This window comes from Bradyrhizobium sp. cf659, assembly GCF_900113725.1.
Lineage (GTDB): Bacteria > Pseudomonadota > Alphaproteobacteria > Rhizobiales > Xanthobacteraceae > Bradyrhizobium.
Genome location: NZ_FOQJ01000001.1, coordinates 779090 through 802739 on the forward strand (window position 1 = coordinate 779090; position 23650 = coordinate 802739).

The 23650-nt window shown below is 64.4% G+C and carries 24 protein-coding genes; 12 read left to right on the forward strand and 12 right to left on the reverse strand.

Annotated elements, in window-relative coordinates; translation table 11 throughout:
• Entirely contained in the window at nt 1-795 is a 795-nt protein-coding gene (locus BM118_RS03880; RefSeq protein WP_092182373.1) for an enoyl-CoA hydratase/isomerase family protein, read from the reverse strand.
• A gap of 117 nt (nt 796-912) precedes the next feature.
• Between BM118_RS03880 and BM118_RS03885 the strand changes: the two genes are divergently transcribed.
• The 4 genes from BM118_RS03885 (at nt 913) to BM118_RS03900 (ending at nt 4370) form a co-directional block, all read left to right on the forward strand.
• Nucleotides 913-1578 (forward strand): GntR family transcriptional regulator, encoded by a 666-nt coding sequence (locus BM118_RS03885; RefSeq protein ID WP_177233994.1) that lies wholly within the window; start codon nt 913-915, stop codon nt 1576-1578.
• A 333-nt stretch (nt 1579-1911) separates the two neighbouring features.
• Nucleotides 1912-2883: an MBL fold metallo-hydrolase gene (locus BM118_RS03890; protein WP_092182377.1), complete on the forward strand. Its 972-nt coding sequence runs from the start codon at nt 1912-1914 to the stop codon at nt 2881-2883.
• Between the two features lie 279 nt (nt 2884-3162).
• Nucleotides 3163-3906, forward strand: a complete 744-nt coding sequence (locus tag BM118_RS03895) for an SDR family oxidoreductase (protein ID WP_092182379.1) — start codon at nt 3163-3165, stop codon at nt 3904-3906.
• Nucleotides 3907-3947: 41 nt separating this feature from the next.
• Nucleotides 3948-4370, forward strand: coding sequence for a cupin domain-containing protein (locus BM118_RS03900; RefSeq protein WP_092182381.1), 423 nt, complete (start codon nt 3948-3950; stop codon nt 4368-4370).
• Nucleotides 4371-4404: 34 nt separating this feature from the next.
• On the opposite strand, the gene BM118_RS03905 is transcribed toward BM118_RS03900, so the two are convergent.
• Nucleotides 4405-5133 carry a haloacid dehalogenase type II gene (locus BM118_RS03905; protein ID WP_092182383.1) on the reverse strand — a complete coding sequence of 243 codons (729 nt, stop codon included), beginning with the start codon at nt 5131-5133 and terminating at the stop codon, nt 4405-4407.
• A gap of 230 nt (nt 5134-5363) precedes the next feature.
• Between BM118_RS03905 and BM118_RS03910 the strand changes: the two genes are divergently transcribed.
• Nucleotides 5364-6497, forward strand: coding sequence for a hypothetical protein (locus BM118_RS03910; RefSeq protein ID WP_244550048.1), 1134 nt, complete (start codon nt 5364-5366; stop codon nt 6495-6497).
• Nucleotides 6498-6574: 77 nt separating this feature from the next.
• Here the strand turns inward: BM118_RS03910 and glpX are convergent, their stop codons facing one another.
• From glpX to BM118_RS03930, 4 genes are all read right to left on the reverse strand, one after another.
• Nucleotides 6575-7576, reverse strand: coding sequence for a class II fructose-bisphosphatase (gene glpX, locus BM118_RS03915; protein WP_092182387.1), 1002 nt, complete (start codon nt 7574-7576; stop codon nt 6575-6577).
• A 163-nt stretch (nt 7577-7739) separates the two neighbouring features.
• Complete coding sequence (locus BM118_RS03920; protein WP_092182389.1) at nt 7740-9056, reverse strand: homoserine dehydrogenase; 1317 nt, start codon at nt 9054-9056, stop codon at nt 7740-7742.
• A gap of 29 nt (nt 9057-9085) precedes the next feature.
• Complete coding sequence (locus tag BM118_RS03925; protein ID WP_027542635.1) at nt 9086-10306, reverse strand: LL-diaminopimelate aminotransferase; 1221 nt, start codon at nt 10304-10306, stop codon at nt 9086-9088.
• 215 nt (nt 10307-10521) lie between these two features.
• Complete coding sequence (locus tag BM118_RS03930) at nt 10522-10797, reverse strand: hypothetical protein (protein WP_092182391.1); 276 nt, start codon at nt 10795-10797, stop codon at nt 10522-10524.
• Nucleotides 10798-11051: 254 nt separating this feature from the next.
• Between BM118_RS03930 and BM118_RS03935 the strand changes: the two genes are divergently transcribed.
• From BM118_RS03935 to BM118_RS03945, 3 genes are all read left to right on the forward strand, one after another.
• The gene (locus tag BM118_RS03935) at nt 11052-12860 is read left to right on the forward strand and encodes a PHA/PHB synthase family protein (protein ID WP_177233995.1); all 1809 of its coding nucleotides are present in this window, start codon (nt 11052-11054) and stop codon (nt 12858-12860) included.
• 62 nt (nt 12861-12922) lie between these two features.
• Nucleotides 12923-13321, forward strand: a complete 399-nt coding sequence (locus BM118_RS03940; RefSeq protein WP_092182395.1) for an MAPEG family protein — start codon at nt 12923-12925, stop codon at nt 13319-13321.
• Between the two features lie 31 nt (nt 13322-13352).
• The gene (locus BM118_RS03945; RefSeq protein WP_092182397.1) at nt 13353-14219 is read left to right on the forward strand and encodes an ornithine carbamoyltransferase; all 867 of its coding nucleotides are present in this window, start codon (nt 13353-13355) and stop codon (nt 14217-14219) included.
• 33 nt (nt 14220-14252) lie between these two features.
• Here the strand turns inward: BM118_RS03945 and BM118_RS03950 are convergent, their stop codons facing one another.
• From BM118_RS03950 to BM118_RS03965, 4 genes are all read right to left on the reverse strand, one after another.
• A complete protein-coding gene (locus BM118_RS03950; RefSeq protein WP_092182399.1) occupies nt 14253-14846 on the reverse strand; it encodes a class I SAM-dependent methyltransferase in 594 nt (197 codons plus the stop codon).
• A gap of 94 nt (nt 14847-14940) precedes the next feature.
• Complete coding sequence (argC, locus tag BM118_RS03955) at nt 14941-15924, reverse strand: N-acetyl-gamma-glutamyl-phosphate reductase (RefSeq protein WP_092182400.1); 984 nt, start codon at nt 15922-15924, stop codon at nt 14941-14943.
• Nucleotides 15921-16589 carry an FMN-binding negative transcriptional regulator gene (locus BM118_RS03960; RefSeq protein WP_092182402.1) on the reverse strand — a complete coding sequence of 223 codons (669 nt, stop codon included), beginning with the start codon at nt 16587-16589 and terminating at the stop codon, nt 15921-15923. Before BM118_RS03960 ends, argC begins: the two co-directional genes overlap by 4 nt.
• 226 nt (nt 16590-16815) lie before the next feature.
• Complete coding sequence (locus tag BM118_RS03965; RefSeq protein ID WP_092182404.1) at nt 16816-17346, reverse strand: DedA family protein; 531 nt, start codon at nt 17344-17346, stop codon at nt 16816-16818.
• Nucleotides 17347-17619: 273 nt separating this feature from the next.
• Between BM118_RS03965 and parE the strand changes: the two genes are divergently transcribed.
• Nucleotides 17620-19662, forward strand: a complete 2043-nt coding sequence (gene parE / locus BM118_RS03970) for a DNA topoisomerase IV subunit B (protein ID WP_092182406.1) — start codon at nt 17620-17622, stop codon at nt 19660-19662.
• A 416-nt stretch (nt 19663-20078) separates the two neighbouring features.
• Nucleotides 20079-20861 (forward strand): outer membrane protein, encoded by a 783-nt coding sequence (locus BM118_RS03975; protein WP_092182408.1) that lies wholly within the window; start codon nt 20079-20081, stop codon nt 20859-20861.
• A 72-nt stretch (nt 20862-20933) separates the two neighbouring features.
• Here the strand turns inward: BM118_RS03975 and BM118_RS03980 are convergent, their stop codons facing one another.
• Complete coding sequence (locus BM118_RS03980) at nt 20934-21572, reverse strand: hypothetical protein (protein ID WP_092182410.1); 639 nt, start codon at nt 21570-21572, stop codon at nt 20934-20936.
• Nucleotides 21573-21712: 140 nt separating this feature from the next.
• Here BM118_RS03980 and BM118_RS03985 point away from each other — a divergent pair, with 140 nt between their 5' ends.
• Nucleotides 21713-21898 carry a hypothetical protein gene (locus BM118_RS03985; RefSeq protein WP_027542625.1) on the forward strand — a complete coding sequence of 62 codons (186 nt, stop codon included), beginning with the start codon at nt 21713-21715 and terminating at the stop codon, nt 21896-21898.
• A 21-nt stretch (nt 21899-21919) separates the two neighbouring features.
• Entirely contained in the window at nt 21920-22690 is a 771-nt protein-coding gene (locus tag BM118_RS03990) for an SDR family NAD(P)-dependent oxidoreductase (protein ID WP_092182412.1), read from the forward strand.
• A gap of 97 nt (nt 22691-22787) precedes the next feature.
• Here BM118_RS03990 and BM118_RS03995 read toward each other — a convergent pair whose 3' ends face one another.
• On the reverse strand, nt 22788-23561 hold the full coding sequence (locus tag BM118_RS03995) for an outer membrane protein (protein WP_092182414.1): 774 nt from the start codon (nt 23559-23561) through the stop codon (nt 22788-22790).
• Nucleotides 23562-23650 lie beyond the last annotated feature (89 nt).

Here is a 23650-nt window from a genome sequence, read left to right on the forward strand (position 1 = left end):
CTATTGGCCGCGCCATTGCGGCGCGCGCTTGTTGAGGAAAGCATCGAGCCCTTCGCGAAAATCCTGGCTCGTGTAGCACATCAGGATGAGGTCTTCGCCCTCGTCCTGCGTCAGCCGCCTTTGCAGGCGGGCGACCGCCTGCTTGGTCGCGGTCAGCGTCAGCGGCGCGTGGCCGGCCAGCAGCCGGGCGACTTCGTCGGCGCGCCTGTCGAGGGCGGCAAGATCCTCGACGACCTCGCCGAGCAGCCCGACGGCGGCGGCTTCCGTGGCGTCAATGAGGCGCGCGGTGAAGATCAGATCCTTGACGCGCGCGGCGCCGATGAGCGCGGTGAGACGGCTGACATTGGACATCGACAGGCAGTTGCCGAGCGTCCTGGCGATCGGAAATCCGATTTTCGCGGTTTTCGTGCCGATGCGCAGGTCGCAGGCCGCGGCAATGCCCGCTCCGCCGCCGGTGCAGAAGCCGTTGATCGCGGCGATGGTCGGGACCCGGCACTGTTCGAGCGTGGTCAGCACCCGATCGATGCGGTTCTCGTAGTCGATCGCGTCCTGCGGCGTCTCGAATGCGCGGAACTGGTTGATGTCGGTGCCGGAGGCGAAGGCCTTGTCGCCGGCCCCGCGCAGCACCAGCACCTTGATTGATTGATCGCCGTTGGCTTCTTCGCAGATCGCCGCGAGGCGCTCGTACATGGCGAAGGTGAAGGCGTTGCGCGCCTGCGGGCGGTTGAAGGTGATCCGCCCGATGCCGTCGTTGCATTCAAAAACGAGGTCGTCCGCCTCCGCAGCCAGGTCCATTTCCTCATGTCCTCTTGTTTTTTACACTTTTGAATGCAAAATTTGGGATTAGCAAGCTGGAATTTCCAGATTTCGACTGATTACTTCATTTTTGCATTCAAACTGGAGTCGCGTGCCATGCTTCATGAGGAGGTCGTCGGCCGCATCCGCGCCATCCTGCTCGACGGCGAAATCCCGCCGGGCGCACGGATTCCCGAGCGCGAGCTGTGCGACCGGCTCCAGATCTCGCGCACGCCGCTGCGCGAAGCGCTCAAGGTGCTCGCGGCCGAAGGCCTCGTGCAGCTCCTGCCCCATCGCGGCTCGCGCGCGGCAAAGCTGACCGACAAGGACATGCGCGACCTGTTCGAGGTCTGCCAGGGCCTCGAAGCCCTCGCCGGCGAGCTCGCCTGCGAGCGCATCACCGACGCCGAGATCGGCGAGATCGCCGCTGCGCACACGGACATGGTGCAGCGTTATCGCGAGGGCGACCTGATCCAGTACTATCGCGGCAACCGCGCCATTCACGAAGCCATCGTCGCCGCGGCGGGAAATCCCGCACTGAGCGGGCTCTACGCCTCCGTGACCGCGCGCATTCGCCGCGCGCGCTACGTCACGCCGATGACGCCGCAACGCTGGGCGTTCGCCGTGAAGGAGCACGAGGCGATCCTGAACGCGCTGCAGCGGCGCGACGGTGCCGGCCTCTCGCACATCCTGCGTGCGCATCTCCGTCACAAGCGTGAAGAGGTCTTGCAGGCGGGCTTTGCCGAGACGGAAGCAAGCGACCTCGCGCTGCGGATCGCGTGAGATCGCGTCAGGCCTATCGCCAGCGCTCGGCACCGACGCGAAAAGATTCTTGCAGTCCCGCCGCGTCGCGCGGCCAGGAGACACAATCGCGACACAATCGTTGATTGCATTGCGGCACCACCCGGCTGGATCGTGCTGACGAGAGCAACGTCGGCAAGCGACGGTTTTTGTCTCGCTCCGGAATTGCGCCGCTCACTTTGGCAAGCCGCGCCTCCTTGCAAACCAATTCCACTTGCTAGCTTGCCTGAACCGGCGCAGCATTCCACTGCTGGCCTCAGGCCGAACACAACGCGCGATCAATCGCGCAGCTCAAAAGAAGAATGGAGGAAACGAATGACACTTGATGTCTCACGTCGATCCCTGCTCGCACTCGGTGCCGGCCTTGGCGCCAGCGCAATACTCGGCAGCAGTGCGCTGGCACGCGCTCCCAAGCTCGGCACCCAGACTCCCTACTGGCACCGCTTCGTTCTCGGCGACGCCGAAGTGACCGTCGTCTCCGACGGACCGCTGCCGCTCGGCGATCCCTCCGGCACCTTCACCGGCGTCCCGAAGGAAGAGGTGAAGAAGATGCTCGCCGACAATTTCCTGTCGCCGGACAACGTCGTGCTCGAGCAGAACTCGCCGATCGTGAACACCGGCGACAAGCTCATCCTGTTCGACACCGGCATGGGCAGCTCCAAGATGTTCGGCGCCACCACCGGCCGCCAACAGAAAAGCATGGCGGAAGCCGGCATCAAGCCGGAGGACATCGATGCCGTGGTCTGCTCGCACGCGCATATCGACCACATCGGCGGCATCGTGGATGCCAACAACAAGCCGCTGTTTCCGAACGCGCAGATCTACATCTCCCAGACCGATTTCGACTTCTGGACCGACGAAGGCAAGCTGGGGAGCCCGGCCAAGGACTTCGTCGTGCACGCCCGCAAGAACCTGCTGCCGGTCCGCGACCGCATCGTGTTCTTCAGGGACGGCCAGGAATTCCTGCCCGGCGTGCAGGCGATCGCGGCGCCCGGTCACACCGTCGGCCACACCATCTTCGTGGTCAGCTCGGCCGGCAAGTCCTTCGCCTTCCTCGGTGACCTCTCGCACCATTCCGTGCTGCTGCTGGAGCGGCCGCGGATGGAATTCTCCTACGACACCGACCCGAAACAGGCGGCCGAGTCGCGCGTCAAGCTGCTCACCATGCTGGCGGCCAACAAGACGCCCGTGATGTCCTATCACTTCGCCTGGCCCGGCTACGGCCACGTCGCCAAGGCCGGCGACGGTTTCCACTACTATCCCGAACCGATGCAGATGACGTTGTAGTCGGTAGTCGGCGACATCAAGCCCGGGTCGCGCATGTGCGGCCCGGGCCGTTCGTCTGATCCGCCCCCGTTCACGACAGAGGGGAATGATCCCTGACCGGTTCTTGTCGCGTTGCAGCGACACTTCTGGAGCATTTTCCGGCAAGGCAGGCCCGTTCCAGGCAAGAGCTCGCCTCACTGCTCGGATAGAGTCCCTTCGCATCACTTTCATCGACGTGAGCGCGTGACGCCCCTTTGGTCTCACGCCGCTCACGCTCGCAAAATGCTCGGGAGACATGCCATGAAGATCGTCGTGATCGGCGGCAGCGGACTGATCGGATCCAAGCTCGTGGCGAAGCTCAGGCAGCAAGGCCAATTGGTCATCGCGGCCTCCCCGAAAACAGGCGTGAACGCCGTGACCGGGGAAGGCCTCGCTGCCGCGCTGGCGGGTGCGGATGTCGTGGTCGACGTCGCCAACGCGCCGTCCTGGGAGCCCGCCGCCGTGCTCGAGTTCTTCCAGCGTTCGAGCCAAAACCTCGCGGCGACCGAGGCCGCAGCTTCCGTCAAGCATCATGTCGCGCTATCGATCGTGGGAACCGATCGCTCGCCCGACATCGCCTATTTTCGTGCCAAGCTCGCGCAGGAGACCATCGTCAAGGCATCTCCGGTCCCCTACTCGATCGTTCGCGGCACGCAGTTTTTCGAATTCCTCGGCGCCATTGCGGAGACAGGCGCGGCCGACGGCCGGATCGTCGTGCCATCGGCGTTGTTTCAGCCGATCGCATCCGACGACGTGGTCGCTTCCCTCGCGGAGGTCGCGACGGGACGGCCGCTCAATGGCACGATCGATATCGCGGGACCGGAAAAAGCTCCCTTCAACGAGTTCGTTGCGCGCCGCCTGAAAGCCTCCGGCGATACCCGTCCGGTGGTGGGAGACGCCAAGGCGCCGTATTACGGTTCTCCCATCGCCGATACCTCGCTGGTCCCGCTCGGCGAGGCGCGGCTCGGGAAAACGCCGCTCGCAACATGGCTCGCGACGGCCTGACGTCCCGAGGTCGCTGCAACCACGGCAATGAAGGAAATCCTATGCGCAGATTGCTGATCGCAACGGCGGCGTACGCCGCATTCCTCCTCGCGGCCCATGCAGCCGAGACGCAGCCGGCCGCGAAGTCGGCCAAAGTGACCGTCGTGTTCGACCAGGTCCTGCCGAATGCTCCCGGCAAGAGCATGAAGGGCGTGCTGGTCGAGTATGGTCCCGGAGGCTCCTCACCGGCTCACTCCCACGCGCGCTCCGCGTTCATCTACGCCACGGTGCTCGAGGGAGCGATACGAAGCCAGGTCAATGACGAGCCCGCCAAGGTCTTTCACAAGGGAGAGAACTTCTTCGAGAAGCCCGGCGATCGCCATGCCGTCAGCACCAACGCCAGCGATACCGAGCCGGCGAAGCTGCTGGCCGTCTTCGTGGTGGACACGACCGATACCGAGCTGACAACGCCGATCGCGAAGTAGAGCGCGGGCCGCCGTCCCGCTTCGGCGCAAGATCTCAGCAGCCGAGCCTGTCGGCGATGCCGCCAAAATCCCTGGCGACGATGCCCCAGTTGCCGGTGGCTTCGAAGTCCACCTTCTGCAACGGCCCGTACTCGGTCGGCCGTGCCACGAACGCGGTCTTCAGCCCGTTCTTCTGTGCGGCGGCGAGATCGCCGTTGTGGGCGGCGACCATCATCACCTCGCCCGGCTTGAGGCCGAGCAGGCGCGCGGCGCCGAGATAGGTCTCGGGATCGGGCTTGTAGTGCTCGAACAGCTCCGCGGACATCACGAGGTCCCACGGCAGGCCAGCGAACTTCGCCATGTTGGTGAGCAGCGCGACGTTGCCGTTCGACAGCGGCGAGATGACGAATTTCGACTTCAGCCGCGTTAGCCCCGCGACGCTGTCGGGCCAGGGATGCAGGCGATGCCAGCCCTTGGTGAGGTAATCGAGATCGGCTTCGGTGAGGCCCTTGATCGAGAATTGCGCGACCAGCTTTTCCAGCGAGCGGCGGTGCAGATCGTCGAGCATGACGTAGCCGCGCTCGGGATGTTTGCGCACGTCGTCCATCGAAGCCATGTACATGCCGCGCCAGCCATCGACCAGCGCGGTCCAGTCGGCACTGATGCCGCGCTGCTTGCTCCACCACATGAAGTCGGTGATCAGGCTGGTGCGCCAGTCGACCACGGTGCCGAACACGTCGAAGACAAGGGCTTTGACGGCGGTGAGATCGGACGTTGTGGTCATGCTTTGCTCCGCTGACTATCCTGCAGCTCGGTTGGCTCCGGCTGAGATCGAGGGCTTTAAAGCATGATCCTTTCCATGCAACAATAGCGGTAGTCCGCCTCATCAAGCACGTCCAGGACGAGCGAGTTGACCGGCCTCAACCAGTCCGGGGTGCAAACGCATCTGCCATGACCACTATCCCTGTTGCATATATATTGCTTGAGAATGCCCGCCTCCCGGATGAGGGAGCTGTGATAGAGACGTTGCGCGTTCGTCATCCCGACTTGCAGTGGGGCCGCAGCACCGTCGCACCAAGTAACGGCACCGACGGTCCGATGTTTATCCGCGCCGGTGATCATCTCATGACCATCCTCATGATGCGTGCGCCGATGCCCTACGATCAGCGGCTATGGCAGCGGGCCTCGTGGCTATGGCCGGACGCTTTACACGCCGCCGGCCGCCATCGCGCGCACCTCATCGTCTCAACGATGGGCTCCTCCGAAAACAATGCAGATGCGAAAGCGCTTGGGTTCGCTGAAAGCACGCAGCTCACGACGGCCGTTGTCGGCGCCGTGCTCGAAGCGCTGCCTGATAGTGTCGCCGTCGTCTGGCGGGGAAACGTTGGCCGCTCCCCCGAGATGTGGCTGGAGCAGTCACGCTGTGCGTTCGACCCGTTTCCAGATCAACCGTTCGGACTGTGGATGGAGATCGTCCCCTTCCGTTCCGGCAAGACCGTAGGGGCTCATACGGTTGGATTGTCCGCATTCATGGGACGAGAGATCGAGTTTGAGGTGGATGGTCTCGATCAACGCGCCGTCACCGCGCGCGTTGCCCAGCTTTCGTCATACCTCATCGCAACCGGCCTCGACGCGAGCATCAAGAACGGTGCCGTGTTCGAGGCCGACGCCGAGATCGATCATCGCGTTGCTGTGCTCCACCGCAACTCGCGCTTCAACATCGGGCCAGTCATTTCATTCTCGTCCGTTCCGGACCGGTTCGGGAGAGTCAGGACCTATCCGATCATTCCCGCCTCCATTGCCCGGAATCATCCGCTGCTGGTCATGTTGGGCAAGGTCGGGCTTTTCGATCCGGCACGGACTGAGAACCAAATCAGGCTAAAGCCGGATCACTACCATTCGGAAGTCCGCCTGGAGAGCTTCGATGAAGGCCTCTCGCAGGCGCTATCCGGTATGATCGCAACTGACACGTATGCCGAGGCCGACACGAACGCGCGCCGTGCGCTCGCGAGCGGAGACATTGCGTCCGCGAGGTCCATTCTCCAGCCTTGGGCCGAGGAAGTTGGCTTGCTTCAAGCCGCGGCCAAGCTCGCTCTGACTTTGTGCGACGCGTTTATGTTCATGCCGGCTCCGCCTCGCAGCCCGTAGCAGACAAGCGATGGATCAATCCGCGGCGATCGTCCGACTGGACCAGCCGGACGATCACGCGCGGGACAGTCGCGGTATCAATCCAGGTGGAACTTCGCCAGCTCGCGGTGCTCGGCCTTGATGTAGCGCACGGTGCCGGTGACGGAGCGCATCACCACCGTCTCGGTCTCGATCACGCCGTCCTTGCGGAACTTGACGCCCGAGAGCAGCGAGCCCGTGGTGACGCCGGTGGCGGCGAACAGGCAGTCGCCGCGCGCCATGTCCTCGATGCCGTAGATCATCTTGGGATCGTTGACGCCCATCTTGGCGGCGCGCTCGCGCTTCTCGTCGGAATCGAGGATGAGGCGGCACTGCATCTGGCCGCCGATGCAGCGCAGCGCCACGGCCGCGAGCACGCCTTCCGGCGCACCGCCGGTGCCGAGATACATGTCGACGCCGGTGTTGTCGGGGTCGGCGCAATGGATCACGCCGGCGACGTCGCCGTCGGTGATGAGGCGCACGGCGGCACCCGTCGAGCGCACGCTCTCGATGATGCTGGCATGGCGCGGACGGTCGAGCACGAGAACGGTGATGCCGTCAGGCTTGACGCCCTTGGCCTTGGCGAGGCGGAGGACGTTGTCGGCGGGGCTCGCATCGAGTTCGACGACGCCCTTGTCGTAACCCGGACCGATCGCGAGCTTCTGCATGTAGACGTCGGGGGCGTGCAGCAGCGTGCCGCCGTCGGCCATCGCCATGGTGGCGATCGAGCCCGGCATGTTCTTGGCGCACAGCGTGGTGCCTTCGAGCGGGTCGACGGCGATATCGACTTCCGGGCCGGCCTTGAGGCCGACCTGCTCGCCGATATAGAGCATCGGCGCCTCGTCGCGCTCGCCCTCGCCGATCACGATGGTGCCCTGAATCGGCAGCTTGTTCAGCTCGCGCCGCATCGCGTCCACGGCGGCCTGGTCGGCCGCCTTCTCATTGCCGTGTCCGCGCAGCCGCGCCGAAGACACCGCGGCCCGCTCGGTCACCCGCACGATCTCCAGCGTGAGGATGCGCTCGAGCAACGCTTGCGGCGGGACTGAAATATGGGTCGACATCGGCTAACTCCTTCGAAACAGTTTTGGACAGGACTCCCTGCCCGCATCAACTCGTAACGCCCACGGTTCGTTCGTCAGAACCGCCTCATTGTTTGAGCTTGACCTGACCGGAAAACCGCTTCGCACTTTGCGCCAGCGCGGTCCTTCGGATCCAGGTCATGCTCTAGTTCTTCTCGATCCGGATCACCTGCGGCCGTCCGCTGATCACCTTGTCGCGCTGCACGGCGGCGAGCGCGCGGCGCACGGCGTCTTCGTGCGTCGCATAGGTGATCAGGATGACGGGCACGGGGACCGCCTTGCCGTTCGCCGGCGCAGCGCCGCCATTGGGATGGCGCTGCACGATCGACTCGATCGAAATCTTCTGTTCTGCCAGCCGGGTTGCGATCGCGGCCGCAGTGCCGGGGAAATCGCGCGCCAGAAGGCGGATGTAGTAGCCGCCTTCATGGCGCTCCATCGGCGCCTTCCTGGTGTCGCGCAAATGCGAGATCGGCCGGCCGAACGGATTGGCGCGGATACCGCGCGCGACATCGGCGATGTCGGCGACGACGGCCGATGCGGTCGCAGCACCGCCTGCACCGGGGCCGACCAGCGTGATCGGCGGAATGCCCTCGCCATCGATCGTGACCGCATTGGTGACACCCATCACCTGCGCGATCGAGGAGGATTTTGGAACCATGGTCGGATGCACGCGCTGCTCGATGCCCTTGGCGGTGCGGACCGCAACGCCGAGCAGCTTGACGCGGTAGCCGAGATCGGCAGCCGCGCGAAGATCTTCCGGCGCAATGGAGGAGATACCTTCGACATACACCGCGCTTTGAGCAACTTTCGTGCCGAAAGCGAGGCTGGCGAGAATGGCGAGTTTTTGCGCGGTGTCGTGGCCGTCGACGTCGAAGGCCGGATTGGCCTCGGCATAGCCGAGCCGCTGCGCGTCCTTGAGGCATTCGGCAAACGACAGGCCCTCCTGCTCCATCCGCGTCAGGATGTAGTTGCAGGTGCCGTTGAGGATGCCGTAGACGCGGTTGATTCCGGTTCCCGCAAGGCCCTCGCGTAACGTTTTGATGACGGGGATCGCGGCGCCGACGGCTGCCTCGAAATTCAGCGCGCCGCCGTGCTTTTCGGCGGCCTTGCCGAGCTTCAGGCCGTGCTTGGCCAGCAGCGCCTTGTTGGCGGTGACGACGGACTTGCCGGCATTAAGCGCGGCCTCGACCGCGGAGAGCGCGGGATCGCCGGCGCCGCCCATCAACTCGACGAAGCAGTCGACCTCGGGATGCGTGGCCAGCGCCATCGGATCCTTCGCCCATTCGACGCCGCGCAGGTCGACACCGCGCTTCTTGGCCTTCGAGCGCGCGGTGACGGCGACGACGCGAATGCCGCGGCCGCTGCGGCCCGCGAGCACGCGTCCCTGCGTTTCAATCAAACGGACGACTTCGGCACCCACGGTGCCGAGCCCCGCTATGCCCACTTTCAGGGGTGCGACCATGATGCCTTCAGAAAACCTGTCGAAGAGAATTAGCGCCGGTTGGCGAGCGGAACGACGTTGTGCAACGTTTCGATGCCGCTTTCAAGGAAGCGGCGCACGCCGCGCGCGGCCTGCCTGATCCGTTGCTCGTTTTCCACCATGGCGATGCGGACATATCCTTCACCATGCTCGCCGAAGCCGACGCCGGGCGACACCGCGACGCCGGATTTCTCCACCATCAGGGTCGCGAACTGCATGCTGCCGACGCTGCGGAACGCTTCCGGCAGCGGCACCCAGGCGAACATCGAGGCTTCCGGCGGCGGAATCTCCCAGCCGGCGCGGCCGAACGATTCCACCAGCGCATCGCGGCGCTTGCGGTAGGTGTCGCGCATCTCCTTGATGCAATCGTCGGGGCCGTTCAGCGCGGCGGTCGCGGCGACCTGCACCGGCGTGAAGGCGCCGTAGTCGAGATAGGATTTGACGCGGGCGAGCGCCGCGATCACGCGCTCATTGCCGACCGCAAAGCCCATGCGCCAGCCGGCCATCGAATAGGTCTTCGACATCGAGGTGAACTCGACGGTGACGTCCATCGCGCCGGGCACCTGGAGCACCGAGGGCGGCGGGTTGTTCTCGTCGAAATAGACCTCGGCATAGGCGAGGTCGGACAGGATCAGGATCTCGTGCTTCTTCGCGAAGGCGACGAGGTCCTTGTAGAAGTCGAGGCTCGCAACATAGGCGGTCGGGTTCGAGGGATAGCAGACCACGAGCGCCAGCGGCTTCGGGATCGAATGCACGATCGCCCGTTCCACCGCCTCGAAGAACTGCGGCGTCGGCTCGGAGGGCACCGAGCGGATCACGCCGCCCGCCATCAAAAAGCCGAAGGCGTGAATCGGGTAGCTCGGGTTGGGGCACAGGATGACGTCGCCCGGCGCGGTGATCGCCTGCGCCACGTTGGCAAAGCCCTCCTTCGAGCCCAGCGTCGCCACCACCTGGGTGTCGGGGTTGAGCTTCACGCCGAAGCGGCGGTCGTAGTAGCCGGCCTGGGCCCGGCGCAAGCCAGGGATGCCGCGGGAGGCCGAGTAGCGGTCGGTGCGCGGCTTGCCGAGCGTCTCCTTGAGCTTCTCCAGCACGTGCGGCGGTGCCGGCAGGTCCGGATTGCCCATGCCGAGGTCGATGATGTCGGCACCGGCATTCCGCGCGGCCGCCTTGGCCCGGTTGACCTGCTCGAACACGTAAGGCGGAAGGCGGCGGATGCGGTAAAACTCTTCCATGGCTCTCTGGGCTCCGGGCACCCGGTCAGGACAGAATCGACAGGCTGGGACGGCCGTTCGAAGACGAACTGCAACTTTCGCGAAAATCACTCAAAATCAAATACTTAGAGAGATTTTCAACGATGGAAGCTGAAGTCGTTCGCCCTGACTCTCGGCTGAACTGAGCTCTTTTTAGCACGCCAAGGCGGTCGCGCCAGCGATTACCTTGCACCGCCTCATTTGGCGTCCTTTGCGGCGACCGCCTGGCGGTCGCGCGCGGCGGCAAGCTCGGCCTCGATCTTGGCGCGCTGGTCCGGCGGAATGACCGCCTGATCGCGCTCCGGCGGCAGATCATGTACCGGCAAATAGCTGCCGGGCTCCCGGGCATGCGCCTGTGCATCCGCAGGCGTCATATCCGCGAGCTGACTCGAACAGCCGCCCAGCGCGAACGCCACGCTCAGCAGCGCGCCACCTATCAGCAGCGACTTTTGCAGGTCCCTCAACGCCAACACTTGGGAAAATCCCCTACTCGTCCCAAAGCACGGCCCCGGGCAACCTTACCCAAGACCACGCCCAAGCTCAAACCATTGCTGCCCAAATGGTCCGAGCGAGAAAACAGCCCGGCACTACCAAACCGAGCGGTGCGGCTCGATTGTGACGGAACCAAGAAAATTTGTCGCAGTGCAACACATCTTCGAGAGTGTTTAACGTCAAACATGCGAGCTTCGCGGTGACGAATACGGAATGAATCGTTACTGTTCTGCCCATGAGTATGGCCACGACCGACACGCCCAAACCCGAGACGAAATTCGATGCGGAAGCCTTCGCGATGAATGTCGCGCGGGCGATGGAGAGCGGCGGCAAGGCGCTGGCCGCCTTCCTCAAGCCGCGCGAGAGCGGCGAGGTGCAGGACCGCCCGCCGGCCGAGCTTGCCGAAGTCGTCAAGACCTTCACCTCGGTCGCCGAATATTGGCTGTCGGATACGTCCCGCTCCTCCGATCTCCAGACCAAGCTCGCCAAGGACTATCTCGACCTCTGGGGGTCGGCGGCGCGCCGCATGGCCGGTCAGGACGCCCCGCCCGCGATCGCGCCATCGCCGCGCGACAAGCGCTTTGCCGACCCGGAATGGAAATCGAACCAGTTCTTCGATTTCGTGATGCAGCTCTATCTGCTCACGACCAAATGGGCGCAGGAGCTGGTGCGTGACGCCGAGGGGCTTGATCCGCAGACCCGCCGCAAGGCGGAGTTCTACGTCCAGCAGGTCACCAACGCGCTGTCGCCCTCGAACTTCGTGCTGACCAATCCGGAAGTGCTGCGCGAGACGGTGGCGAGCAGCGGCGAAAATCTCGCGCGCGGCCTGAAGATGCTGGCCGAGGACATCGCCGCCGGCAAGGGCATGCTGAAGATCCGCCAGTCCAACCCGGACAATCTCGTCGTCGGCGTCAACATGGCGACGACGCCTGGCAAGGTGATCTACCAGAACGAGATGATGCAGCTCATCCAGTATTCTCCGACCACGGAGAACGTGCTGCGCACCCCGCTCCTGATCGTGCCGCCCTGGATCAACAAGTTCTACATCCTCGATCTCAAGCCGGAGAAATCCTACATCAAGTGGTGCGTCGACCAGGGCATCACCGTGTTCGTGATCTCATGGGTCAATCCCGACAAGCGGCTCGGCAACAAGAGCTGGGAAGACTACATGAAGGAAGGCCCGCTCACGGCAATGGACGTGATCGAGAAGGTCACCGGCGAGATGAAGGTGCACACCGCCGGCTATTGCGTCGGCGGCACGATGCTCGCGACCACGCTGGCCTGGCTCGCCGAGAAGCGCCGCCAGCGCGTGTCGTCCGCGACGTTCTTCGCGGCGCAGGTCGACTTCACCCATGCCGGCGATCTCCTCGTGTTCGTCGACGAGGAGCAGATCGCATCGCTCGAGCAGGACATGAAGGCCGCCGGCGTGCTCGAAGGCTCGAAGATGGCGATGGCCTTCAACATGCTGCGCTCCAACGATTTGATCTGGTCCTATGTCGTCAGCAATTACCTGAGGGGCCAGCAGCCGAGCGCATTCGACCTGTTGCACTGGAATTCGGATGCGACGCGCATGACCGCGTCGAACCATTCCTATTATCTGCGCAATTGTTATCTGGAGAACCGGCTGTCGACCGGCACGATGGTGCTCGACAACACGCTGCTAGATCTCTCCAAGGTCAAGGTGCCCGTCTACAACCTCGCCACCCGCGAGGACCACATCGCGCCGGCCGAGTCGGTGCTGTACGGCTCGCAGTTCTTCGGCGGCCCGGTGAAATACGTGCTGTCCGGCTCGGGCCACATCGCCGGCGTGGTCAACCCGCCCGCCTCGAACAAGTACCAGTACTGGACCAACGACAACATCAAGGACGTCAACGTCGCCGAGTGGATGAAGGGCGCGGTCGAGCACAAGGGCTCGTGGTGGCCGGACTGGCGGCAATGGCTGGGCGAGCTCGATCCCGAGGAAGTCCCGGCGCGCGCAGTCGGCAGCGAGGCGCTCCCCCCGCTCGAGGATGCGCCCGGCAGCTATGTCAGGGTTCGCGCATAGCGGAATCTCCTGCGCTTGTATAAGCTCGCCTTCAGCACTGCGACGAGAGAGGGGACCGCACCATGACGCGCGAATTGTTCTGGCTGACACTGACGGTGATCCTGACCGGGATCCTCTGGATTCCCTACACCATCAACCGCTGCCAGGTTCGAGGCCTCAGTGGCGCGCTGGCCAATCCCTCGCGCGGCGACAAGCCGCAGTCGGAATGGGCCAACCGGCTGATGTTCGCGCATGACAACGCCGTCGAGAACCTCGTGCTCTTCGCACCGCTGGTGCTGATCCTGAACGCGATCGACTATTCCACGAAATGGACCGTGCTCGCCTGCGCCGTCTATTTCTGGTCGCGCGTCGCACATCTGATCGTCTACGCCATGGGAATCCCGGTGTTCCGCACCCTCGCCTTCACCGTCGGCTTCCTCGCGCAGGCCGTGCTGGCGCTGGCGATCTTCAAGGTGGTTTGAAGGCGCCCAGGGCGGGCGGCAATGCGGCGCGATGCCTAGCGAATCCAGCCGGGATTTCCTCCAATTCCACGACCTCGGCGCGGACACGATCCTGTCGATCATCGACCGGACGCAGGTTCTGGCGAAGGCCTGGCACGACCGTGCCCTGCCTCAGAGCCTCGCCGGCAAGCACGTGGCCGTCATCGCTGACGACGGTGGATGGCGGAATACGACCGCCTTCGATCTTGGCGTGAAGGCCATGGGAGGCATCTGCGTCCAGCCTCCGGTCAGGTTCAACGTCCGTGAGGCAACGGCTGATCTCGCCAAATACCTCGACAACTGGTTCGACATCCTGGTCGTGCGCACCCCCGAATTGTCGACCTTGCACGAGCTTGCATCGAACGCGACCGCGCCGGTCGTCAATGCGAGAACGCGATCGAACCACCCCTGCGAGACGCTGGGCGATCTCGCTTATGTCAAGAGCAGGCGCGGAACGCTCGAAGGCCTGAAGGTCGTTGGCGTGGCACCCGATGCCAACATCCTCCGCTCCTGGGTTGAAGCGTCCATCGCCTTGCCGGTCGAGGTCACCCAGGCCTATCCGGCGGATTGGCATATCCGAGACATCGCGAGTCCGGGATTCTCCGTCAGTACCGATCTGGACGCATTGTACGATGCGGACGTGATCATCACGGACTGCTGGCCCGGCGGAGCGCGTGACGAGCAACTCGGAAGCTACCGGATATCCGCCTCGCTCCTCGACAATTGCCGCCCGGATGCGATCTTCCTCCCCTGCCCGCCGGTCACCAGGGGCGAGGAAGTCACGGCCGACGCGATGAGCCACTGCGCTTGCCAGAGCACGGCGGCGAAGGCGTACCTTCTGCACGCGCAAAACGCCCTGCTGGAATGGACCGTGGCATAGTTGCCGCCGGCGATTTTCAACACCTCCGAACGATCAGGCTGCAACCTTGCGAACGACGAGATTCAGCATGTTGGCCGGCGTCTCGTCGAAACTCTGGATCACGTTGGTGTCGGATGACAGCGTGATCCAGGGGCCTGCGCTGGCGTAAGTCGCCTCGAGCCAATCTCGCGGCGGATAGTTGTAGTAGCGCCCAAGGCTGTCCCTGCCGTCGCCCTCACCCATCTTGTAGCTGGCGTAGAACACACCCGATGGCCTGAGCGCGCGATGAATCCGCGCAAGAATGCCGGCGAGCTCGTCGCGCGGCACATGCAGAAGGCAGGCGCTCGCCCAGACGCCGTCATAGGCATCGTGCGCATCCAGTTCGTCGAACCGCATCGCCTCGACGGGATGACCGAGCCGCTGCGAGGCGATCTCGGCCATTTCGGGCGAGCCGTCGGTCGCACGCACCGAAAAACCTTCGGCCAGCATCACCGCCGAATGGTTGCCGGCGCCGCAGCCGAGCTCGAGGATCGCGCCTGCGGGCGGCAGCAGAGCGAGAAAGCCGCTCAGCCGCGTCGAAGGCGCCTTCGCCCAGCCGGCATAGGCCGCGGCGTTGTGCCGGTAGAATTGCAGCGTGGTCTCGTCCATGGCGACACTCGCGTCGGCAAGCGCTGGCTCGGGTCCCGGCTCTGCAGCGCACCGCCAAGGAGGCGCTGCGCTGCGTCCGGGGCACGAGACTGCCCTACTGGTCCGCCAATCCCAGCATCAGCCGCATGTTCTGCACGGCCGCGCCCGAGGCGCCCTTGCCGAGATTGTCGAGCCGCGCGACCAGCACGGCCTGGTGATATTTGTCGCTGGCGAAGACGTAGAGTTCGAGCATGTTGGTCTCGTTCAGCGCCTCCGGCTCGAGCCGGCCGCCCTTGGTCGCCTCGTTCTGGAGCGGCATCACCGAGACGTATGTCGAGCCGGCGTAGCGTTTTGCCAGCGCAGCCTGGAGGTCGGCACCGCTGGGCTTGCCCGGCAGCGTGTCGAGCTGGAGCGGCACCGAGACCAGCATGCCCTGCCGGTAGTTGCCGACCGAGGGGATGAAGATCGGCCGCCGCGTCAGGTTCGAATAAAGCTGCATCTCCGGAAGATGCTTGTGCTCGAAGCCGAGGCCATAGAGCTCGAAGGACGGCGCGCTGCCGTCTTCAAAACTCGCGATCATCGACTTGCCGCCGCCGGAATAGCCGCTCACCGCGTTCACCGTGACGGGATAGTCTGATGGCAGCAGCCCGGCATCGACGATCGGCCGCAACAGCGCGATCGCACCGGTCGGATAGCAGCCGGGATTGGAGACCTTCTTCGCGGCCTTGATCCTGGCGGGCTGATCCGGCGTCAGCTCCGGAAAGCCGTAGGCCCAGTCGGGCGCAACCCGGTAGGCGGTCGAGGCGTCCAGCACCTTCGGGCCCGACGGCCCCATGCTGTCGATGAGCGCAACCGTCTCCTTGGCGGCGTCGTCGGGCAGGCAGAGGATGACGAGATCGACCTCCTCCATCAGCGCCTTCTTCGCCGCGGGATCCTTGCGCTTGTCGTCGGCGATCGTCTTCACGACAACGTCGCTCTGGAGCTTCAGCCGCTCGTTGATGCCGAGCCCGGTGGTGCCGGAGCCGCCGTCGACGAAGACGGTGGCGGGCTTGGTCGCAGCGCCCGCCTTCGGGGCCTGTTTGGTCTCAGTAAGGCTCATGGCACGCTCCTTTCGAGCTTGTTGGTTTCGGCCGCGAAGGCTTCCGGCCTCACGTCCTGCATCAGTTGCGCGATCTGTCTGGCATCGGCGGCGGGTTGCGCACCGAGCGCATTGGCGATCGCCGTATAGTCGGCGTCCGATTTGTGCTGGTTGAGCTTGAAGCTGCCTTCGATCTCTTCAACCGTCATCACCAGGCCCACGATCGCCTTCTTCATTGCTTCGAGCCGGCCCGCCGTCATCTTGCCCGACGTCCACGGCTTCTTCGGCAGCAGCCAGCTCTCGAACTTGTCGCTGAGCGTATCGATCTGCACCGACAGCTCGTCATCCGACAGGAACCGCACCGGCCCGGCCAGATGCACCGACTGGTAGAGCCAGGTCGGCACCTGGTCCGGCGAGACGTACCAGTCCGGCGATACATAGGCATCGGGGCCGTTGACCACGAGCAGCCACGAGGTCGCGCCGTCCGCAAGCTTTAGCAGTGGATTGTGACGGGCAACATGAAAGGCGGCCTGCGGCGTGCCGTCGGCGGCATAGGTCAGGTAAAACGGCAGCGGCGAGGCGAGCGGCTTGTGGCCGTCGAAGGCGCACATGGTGCCGAAGCCGCGCTCGCCTGCGAATTTCAGGCTCGCTGAGCGGTCCTGCTTGAAAAAGGGTGGGATGTACATCGTGGTCTCCTGCTGGGCCTCCTTGGGGGAGCCGCCGGATCAGATCGCGCTGACAGGAGAGAGGATGCCGCGGATCGGGTCCAGCGGCAAAGACGATGATCTCAAACGCGATCGACCGCCCAAACCGCTAAAGAGCGGCGGCGGCGACGGGCGAACAGAATGGTCGCGGCGTTGATCATGGCGCGCGGCTATAAGGCCAGATCTGGTTCCCGTCAAGGTTCAGGCGTCAGATCACGCGCCAGATCCATTCCATCAGCTTGGCGATCACGTCGCCGAACAGCAGCAGCGCCGCCGACCAGACCAGCGCCGAGACGAAATTGGCGATCTGGAAGCTCCAATAGGGCATCTCGAAAATGCCGGCGGCGAGCGGCACGGAGGCGCGCAAGGGGCCGAAGAACCGGCCGATGAAGATGCTGGGCACGCCCCAGCTCCGCACGAAGGCCTCACCCCTGGGGAGAAGTTCCGGATAGCGTGAGAGCGGCCACATCTGCGCGACATGCTCCTTGTAGCGATAGCCGAACCAGTAGGACACCCAGTCGCCGAGCGCCGCGCCGAGGCCGCCGGCAAGCCACACCGGGTAGAAGCTGATGCCGCTCACCCCGACCAGTGCGCCGATCGCCACCAGTGCGCCCCAGGCCGGGATCAGCAGCGAGATGAAGGCGAGCGACTCCCCGAACGCCAGCCCGAAGACGATCGGAGCCGCCCAAACCTCGTGCGCGCGCACGAAGTCGGCCAGTGCGTGCGCAAACTGCTCCATGCCAGAATAGCCTTCCCGCCCCGTCTCAAGGTCCCGTTCAGTGAAAAAGACTGGTAAGCCAGGGACTTGTGTGACATCAAGTCACAAAGCCCGGCTGAGCGTGGACCTCGCTGTCAAATTGCCGGGAACTGAGCGACCTGCGGCGTAAATTCGCCGGGATTAGCTCGCAACCCCGGCGCCGGCCGGCCCTGCGGTGACCTTTCCAGGCCAGCCGTGTCATAGTCGCCCGAACCGATTCGCCGCCAGAGCGGCCCTCAAAACGCATCAAGATTCATGTCCAAGCAGTTGAAACCAAAAGCAAAAGACGACTTTTTCGGTGGCGACGAGCCAAAGCCCCGCGCCGCCAAGGCGGCGCCACGCGCGGGCGGCGCGGAAGCCGACTACACCGCGGCGGACATCGAGGTGCTCGAAGGCCTGGAACCGGTGCGGCGCCGGCCCGGCATGTATATCGGCGGAACCGACGAGAAGGCGCTGCATCACCTGTTCGCCGAAGTCATCGACAACTCGATGGACGAGGCGCTGGCCGGACACGCCACCTTCATCGGCGTCGAACTCAGCGCGGACGGCTTTCTCACCGTCACCGACAACGGTCGCGGCATCCCGATCGATCCGCATCCGAAGTTCCCGAAGAAGTCGGCGCTCGAAGTCATCATGTGCACGCTGCATTCGGGCGGCAAGTTCGACAGCAAGGTCTACGAGACCTCGGGCGGCCTGCACGGCGTCGGCATCTCCGTGGTGAACGCCCTCTCCTCCCTTCTCGAGGTCGAGGTCGCGCGCAGCCAGAAACTCTACCGCATGACGTTCGAGCGCGGGCACCCCAAGGGCAAGCTCGAGGATCTCGGCAAGATCAACAACCGCCGCGGCACGCGCGTGCGCTTCAAGCCCGATACCGACATCTTCGGCGCCAAGGCCGCGTTCAAGCCGCAGCGCCTGTTCAAGATGACGCGTTCCAAGGCCTATCTGTTCGGCGGCGTCGAGATCCGCTGGAACTGCGCCCCCGAGCTGCTCAAGGGCATCGAGGACGTGCCGGCGGAAGCGACGTTCCACTTCCCCGGCGGGTTGAAGGATTATCTCGCCGCCGCGATCCACGCCGACACGCTGGTGCATCCCGACATCTTCTCCGGCAAGTCGGGGCGCAACGGCGCGCATGGCGCCTGCGAATGGGCTGTCGCCTGGACCGCGGATGCCGACGGTTTCCTCTCCTCCTACACCAACACGGTGCCGACGCCCGATGGCGGTACGCATGAATCGGGCCTGCGCAGCGCGCTGCTGCGCGGCCTGAAGGATCACGCCGAGCGCGTCGGCCAGGGCAAGCGCGCGTCGTCCATTACGTCGGAAGACGTGATGGTGGGTGCGGCCGTGATGCTCTCGGTGTTCGTGCGCGAGCCTGAATTCCAGGGCCAGACCAAGGATCGCCTCGCCACGGCGGAAGCGCAGCGCATCGTCGAGCAGGCGATGAAGGATCCGTTCGACCACTGGCTCTCCGGCAATCCGAACCAGGCCAACAAGCTGCTCGACTTCGTGATCGACCGCGCCGAGGAACGGCTGCGCCGCCGCCAGGAGAAGGAGACGGCGCGCAAGACCGCCGGCAAGAAGCTGCGCCTGCCCGGCAAGCTCGCCGACTGCAGCGACGCCGGCACCGCAGGCTCCGAGCTCTTCATCGTCGAGGGCGACTCGGCCGGCGGCAGCGCCAAGCAGGCGCGCGACCGCAAGACCCAGGCCGTGCTGCCCCTGCGCGGCAAGATCCTCAACGTGGCCTCCGCCGGCAAGGACAAGCTGACGGCGAACGCCCAGCTCTCCGACCTCGTGCAGGCGATCGGCTCCGGCACGCTGGCGCAGTATCGCGAAGAGGATTTGCGCTACCAGCGCATTATCATCATGACCGACGCCGACGTCGACGGCGCCCATATCGCTTCGCTGCTGATCACCTTCTTCTACCGGCAGATGCCGCGGCTGATCGACGAGGGCCATCTCTTCCTCGCGGTGCCGCCGCTCTACAAGCTCACCCACGGCTCGAAGTCGGTCTACGCACGCGACGACGCGCACAAGGAGGCGTTGCTCAAGAGCGAGTTCAACGCCAACGCCAAGGTCGAGGTGAACCGCTTCAAAGGCCTCGGCGAGATGATGCCGGCGCAGCTCAAGGAGACCACCATGGATCCGGCCAAGCGGACCATGCTGAAGGTGGTCCTGCTGGCCGACGACCGCGACACCACGGCGGATTCGGTGGAGCGCCTGATGGGAACCAAGGCCGAGGCGCGCTTCGCGTTCATCTCGGACAAGGCCGAGTTTGCCAATGAGGATCTGCTGGACGTCTGACCTCGCGCGCTCCCGTGAAAAAGCCCCGGCCCAAGCCCGGGGCTTTTTCATTTTTGGAGACGATACCGCCCTGTTCCGGCGCTTCATGCGCCACGCCGCACGCCAGCCCGCGACTCGGCCAGCGACTCACAGGGGCCAAGGCTGAGGCAGGACTGCCTCCGTTTCGGACAAAGCTGAGTTCACTAACGAAACCTTACCCGAGCCGGAGATTTTGGAAATCCATGTAACGAATTGAAATAACAGCACTTTTCCAGATTCATGTGTGACCGCTTCCAAACCCAATCGGCTGGCGTTTTCCGGCGAGTGTGCCTGCCCGGCAACAGCATTTCGGCGAGAACCGTCTATAGTCCGGGCATCAGACGACACGAACCTCAGTGCGCTCGCGCCTGCTACAGACCAAGGTTGGGGATTTTATCATGAAGAAGATTTTGCTGGCTCTGACCGCAGCTGCGGCGATGACCGGTTCGGCCTCGGCGGCTGACCTTGCGGCCCGTCCCTACGTGAAGGCCCCGGTGGCGGCGCCCGTCGCCAACTGGACCGGCTTCTACATCTTCGGCGGTGGCGGCGGTGGCCTGTCGAACGCTGACCAGAGCGTCGTTGATACGGTAACCGGCACGCCGTTGACGATCACGCAGCGCCAGGGTGGCTCGGGCTGGTTCGGCACCGTCGGTCTCGGCTACGACTGGCAGTTCAGCGGCACCTGGGTCGCCGGTGTGTTCGCTGACGGTCAGTTCGGCAGCATCCGCGCCACCATTCAGGATCCGATCTTCGGCATCACCGGCAACCAGAAGCTGGAAGACTCCTGGGCCGCGGGCGTTCGCCTCGGCTGGCTGGTCGCCCCGAACGTTCTCTCCTACGTCAACGGCGGTTACTCCGGCGCTCACTTCGGCCAGACCAACTTCACGACGCTGGCTGGCGTTCCCGCGGGCGTTCATCTCGCCAGCTACAACCGCAACGGCTGGTTCATCGGTGGCGGCGTCGAGAACAGCCTGAATATCTTCGGCATCACCTCGCCCGGCTGGTTCATGAAGACCGAGTATCGCTCGGCCTTCTACAATGCCAAGACCCAGACCGAGCTGCTCGACGCCGGCAACGTTCCGCTGGTCAACAGCATCCGCGCCAACAGCTGGAACCAGACCATCTCGACCTCGCTGGTCTACCGCTTCAACTGGACCGGTCCGGTCGTCGCGAAGTACTGATCCGAACGCAAGTTCAGACGTCAAAGCCCCGGCATCCTCCGGGGCTTTTTCGTTGTGCGATGCTCTCGAGATCTAGCGGCCGATGCTTGCCTTGAGCGTCCGGTACGCCTCCCCGAGCTGATTCTCGATCCTCGTCCAGTCGGCGTCAGTGATCGCCTCCCCCCGCGCATCGCGAAACGCCATGGCTTCCGCCCGGGCGATGCCGAACCGTCTGATGCCGGAATCATCGGCGCCCTTGCCGTAGGTCAGCGCGGCCACGCGTGCGATGGTGAGGCCATAGTCGCGCGGAGCCACCGCTTCGCGGCGCGCCTGCCACCAGTCAAGTTCGAGACGGGCGGCCTCCTCGACGTCGAACGCCATAGGCGCGGCCGGCGCAAAGTTGCGGTAGTACGCCACGAGGGCCGGTAGCGCCGCATCGGCCTCCCGGCGCGACCGCGTCGGCTGAAACGTCCTGGCGGCCTCGGCCGCGCTGAACGCGACATGCAGGCTTTGAAGCGGAGAAAAGCCGAACTGCGTCCGCGTCGATTTGTAGAGTTGGTAGAACAACGCGCCATAGCGCTTGTCGTAATAGTCGCGCCACATCGCGGTCTCCAGCCGCGCCATTTCGGCCGGATCGAACGCCCGCAGATCCGCATGACGCGGAATGACGGCATAGGCCGCAACCAGCGCGGCCGCAGCCGCTGTCCCCACGATCATCTTGCGCACGAGCATGCGTCCTCTCCCGGCAGTCTTGCATCCACGGCCATTGTATCCGGACCGAAGCTACGGCTAGTCTGGCCGGAAGTTTTCGTGGCCGCGGCAAACGTTCATGCCCGTGGGCCGCGACGAAGCAGATCAACGGGGAGGAACGCATGCGCAGATTTCTGCTGATCGCAGGCCTGTTTGTCCTCGCCGTCGGGCTGCTCTGGATCGGACAGGGCACGGGCACGGTGCCCTGGCCGCGATCGAGCTTCATGGTCAACCAGCTGCAATGGGCCGGCTATGGCGCAGCCATGGCCGGCTTCGGGCTGGTCCTGATCTGGCAAAGCAACCAATAGAAGAAACCAGGAAGTGAAAGCATGACATCCAGCCGGTTCGATCTGCGCGGCAAGGTCGCGATCGTCACAGGAGGCAATGGCGGCATCGGGCTCGGCCTGGCGCACGGGCTCGCCGATGCCGGCGCCAATATCGCCGTGGTCGGACGCAACGAAACCAAGTCGGCCGCTGCAATTGCCGATCTCGGGCAGCGCGGCGTCAAGGCGATCGCCGTCACCACCGACGTGACCGACAAGGCGGCGGTCGCAGCCATGATCGACCGCGTCGTCAAGGAGTTCGGCCGCATCGACATCCTCATCAACAATGCCGGCATGAGCATCCGCAAGCCGCCGCACGAGCTCGAGCTCGACGAGTGGAACAAGGTGATCGACACCAACCTCACCAGCGCCTTCGTGTGCTCGAAGCTGGCCTATCCGGCGCTGAAGGCGTCCGGCAACGGCAAGGTGATCAACATCGGCTCGATGATGTCGATCTTCGGCGCCAGCTTCGCGACGGCCTACGCGGCGAGCAAGGGCGGCATCGTGCAGTACACGCGCGCCTGCGCCAATGCCTGGGCGCCCGACAACATCCAGGTCAACGCCATCCTGCCCGGCTGGATCGACACCGACCTCACCCGCGGCGCGCGGCAGCAGGTGTCGGGACTGCACGAGCGCGTGCTGGCGCGCACGCCTGCGGGGCGCTGGGGCGACATCGACGACTTCGCCGGCATCGCGGTGTTCCTGGCCTCGCCCGCCTCGAACTTCGTCACGGGCACCGCGATCCCCGTCGACGGCGGGTTCTCGGTGATGGCCTGAGACGCACGCGCGCTGCACGCAAAAAAGAAGCCCCGGCAATGCCGGGGCTTTGAATTTGTCAGTGATCGTCTTTTTTTGCTGCTTGGTCGTTCGTTGCTCAGTAGCGCGCGATGACCGGCGCGTCGAACTTGTAGCTCGCGCGCACGACGGCCCACTGGATGTCGCGCGGCTTGGCATCGAAGGTGTAGTTGCCCGAGGTGCCGCCGAGCTGATAGGTCTGGCTGCTGAAGGCCGCGTAGTTGTATTCGAGGCCGACGATCCAGTTGCGGGTGACGCCGTATTCCCAGCCGGCGCCGACGGTCCAGCCGTTGTGCCAATGGGTCTGACCGCCGGAGCCCGTGGACGGGTTCGCAACATTGTCGATGACCGAGAGACGATTGTTCACGCCGGCATAGCCGCCCTTGAAGTAGAACAGGTTGTTCTGCACGGCAAAGCCCGCACGACCGACGACCGTCGCGAGCACGTTGGCGCGCCAGCTGAATTGATCGTCGAGGCCGACACCAAACACGGTGTTCGTGAACGAGCCCTTGTTGTCGAGGCCGGAGATGGTGCCTTCCATGCCGAACACGTAGTTGTTGGCCTGCCAATTGTAGCCGATCTGGGCGCCGCCCATGACGCCCGAGTTGCGCTGACGGAAGCCTTGGCCCGGCGATAGATCCGCGAACGGCGCACCGCTCCCGTTGTTGATGAACTGCTCGTTGGTCCATGCGCCACCGATGTGGCCGCCGACATAGAAACCGGTCCAGTTGAACAGCGGCTCGGCATAGGCCGGCGCCTTCGTGTAGCGCGCACCGAGATCGGCGGCGGACGCAGCGCCGGTCGAAACCAGAGCGGTCGTGCAGGCGAAGGCGGCAATCAATTTATTACGCATGGTACACCCCGTGTCCTTTGATGGGCGCACGCTCACACGCAGTTCTTACTCAAATTTGAATCAACAGAGTTAAGACGCCGGATTGGCAG

Coding starts and splice junctions, on each gene's coding strand:
- BM118_RS03975 (WP_092182408.1), top strand. CDS start 20,079: ATGAAGAAGATTTTGCTGGCTCTGACCGCAGCTGCGGCGATGACCGGT.
- BM118_RS03905 (WP_092182383.1), bottom strand. CDS start 5,133: ATGACCACAACGTCCGATCTCACCGCCGTCAAAGCCCTTGTCTTCGAC.
- argC (WP_092182400.1), bottom strand. CDS start 15,924: ATGAGCCTTACTGAGACCAAACAGGCCCCGAAGGCGGGCGCTGCGACC.
- BM118_RS03890 (WP_092182377.1), top strand. CDS start 1,912: ATGACACTTGATGTCTCACGTCGATCCCTGCTCGCACTCGGTGCCGGC.
- glpX (WP_092182387.1), bottom strand. CDS start 7,576: ATGTCGACCCATATTTCAGTCCCGCCGCAAGCGTTGCTCGAGCGCATC.
- BM118_RS03995 (WP_092182414.1), bottom strand. CDS start 23,561: ATGCGTAATAAATTGATTGCCGCCTTCGCCTGCACGACCGCTCTGGTT.
- BM118_RS03950 (WP_092182399.1), bottom strand. CDS start 14,846: ATGGACGAGACCACGCTGCAATTCTACCGGCACAACGCCGCGGCCTAT.
- BM118_RS03885 (WP_177233994.1), top strand. CDS start 913: ATGCTTCATGAGGAGGTCGTCGGCCGCATCCGCGCCATCCTGCTCGAC.
- BM118_RS03880 (WP_092182373.1), bottom strand. CDS start 795: ATGGACCTGGCTGCGGAGGCGGACGACCTCGTTTTTGAATGCAACGAC.
- BM118_RS03980 (WP_092182410.1), bottom strand. CDS start 21,572: ATGCTCGTGCGCAAGATGATCGTGGGGACAGCGGCTGCGGCCGCGCTG.
- BM118_RS03985 (WP_027542625.1), top strand. CDS start 21,713: ATGCGCAGATTTCTGCTGATCGCAGGCCTGTTTGTCCTCGCCGTCGGG.
- BM118_RS03990 (WP_092182412.1), top strand. CDS start 21,920: ATGACATCCAGCCGGTTCGATCTGCGCGGCAAGGTCGCGATCGTCACA.
- BM118_RS03935 (WP_177233995.1), top strand. CDS start 11,052: ATGAGTATGGCCACGACCGACACGCCCAAACCCGAGACGAAATTCGAT.
- BM118_RS03945 (WP_092182397.1), top strand. CDS start 13,353: ATGCCTAGCGAATCCAGCCGGGATTTCCTCCAATTCCACGACCTCGGC.
- BM118_RS03900 (WP_092182381.1), top strand. CDS start 3,948: ATGCGCAGATTGCTGATCGCAACGGCGGCGTACGCCGCATTCCTCCTC.
- BM118_RS03925 (WP_027542635.1), bottom strand. CDS start 10,306: ATGGAAGAGTTTTACCGCATCCGCCGCCTTCCGCCTTACGTGTTCGAG.
- BM118_RS03940 (WP_092182395.1), top strand. CDS start 12,923: ATGACGCGCGAATTGTTCTGGCTGACACTGACGGTGATCCTGACCGGG.
- BM118_RS03895 (WP_092182379.1), top strand. CDS start 3,163: ATGAAGATCGTCGTGATCGGCGGCAGCGGACTGATCGGATCCAAGCTC.
- BM118_RS03920 (WP_092182389.1), bottom strand. CDS start 9,056: ATGGTCGCACCCCTGAAAGTGGGCATAGCGGGGCTCGGCACCGTGGGT.
- BM118_RS03965 (WP_092182404.1), bottom strand. CDS start 17,346: ATGGAGCAGTTTGCGCACGCACTGGCCGACTTCGTGCGCGCGCACGAG.
- parE (WP_092182406.1), top strand. CDS start 17,620: ATGTCCAAGCAGTTGAAACCAAAAGCAAAAGACGACTTTTTCGGTGGC.
- BM118_RS03960 (WP_092182402.1), bottom strand. CDS start 16,589: ATGTACATCCCACCCTTTTTCAAGCAGGACCGCTCAGCGAGCCTGAAA.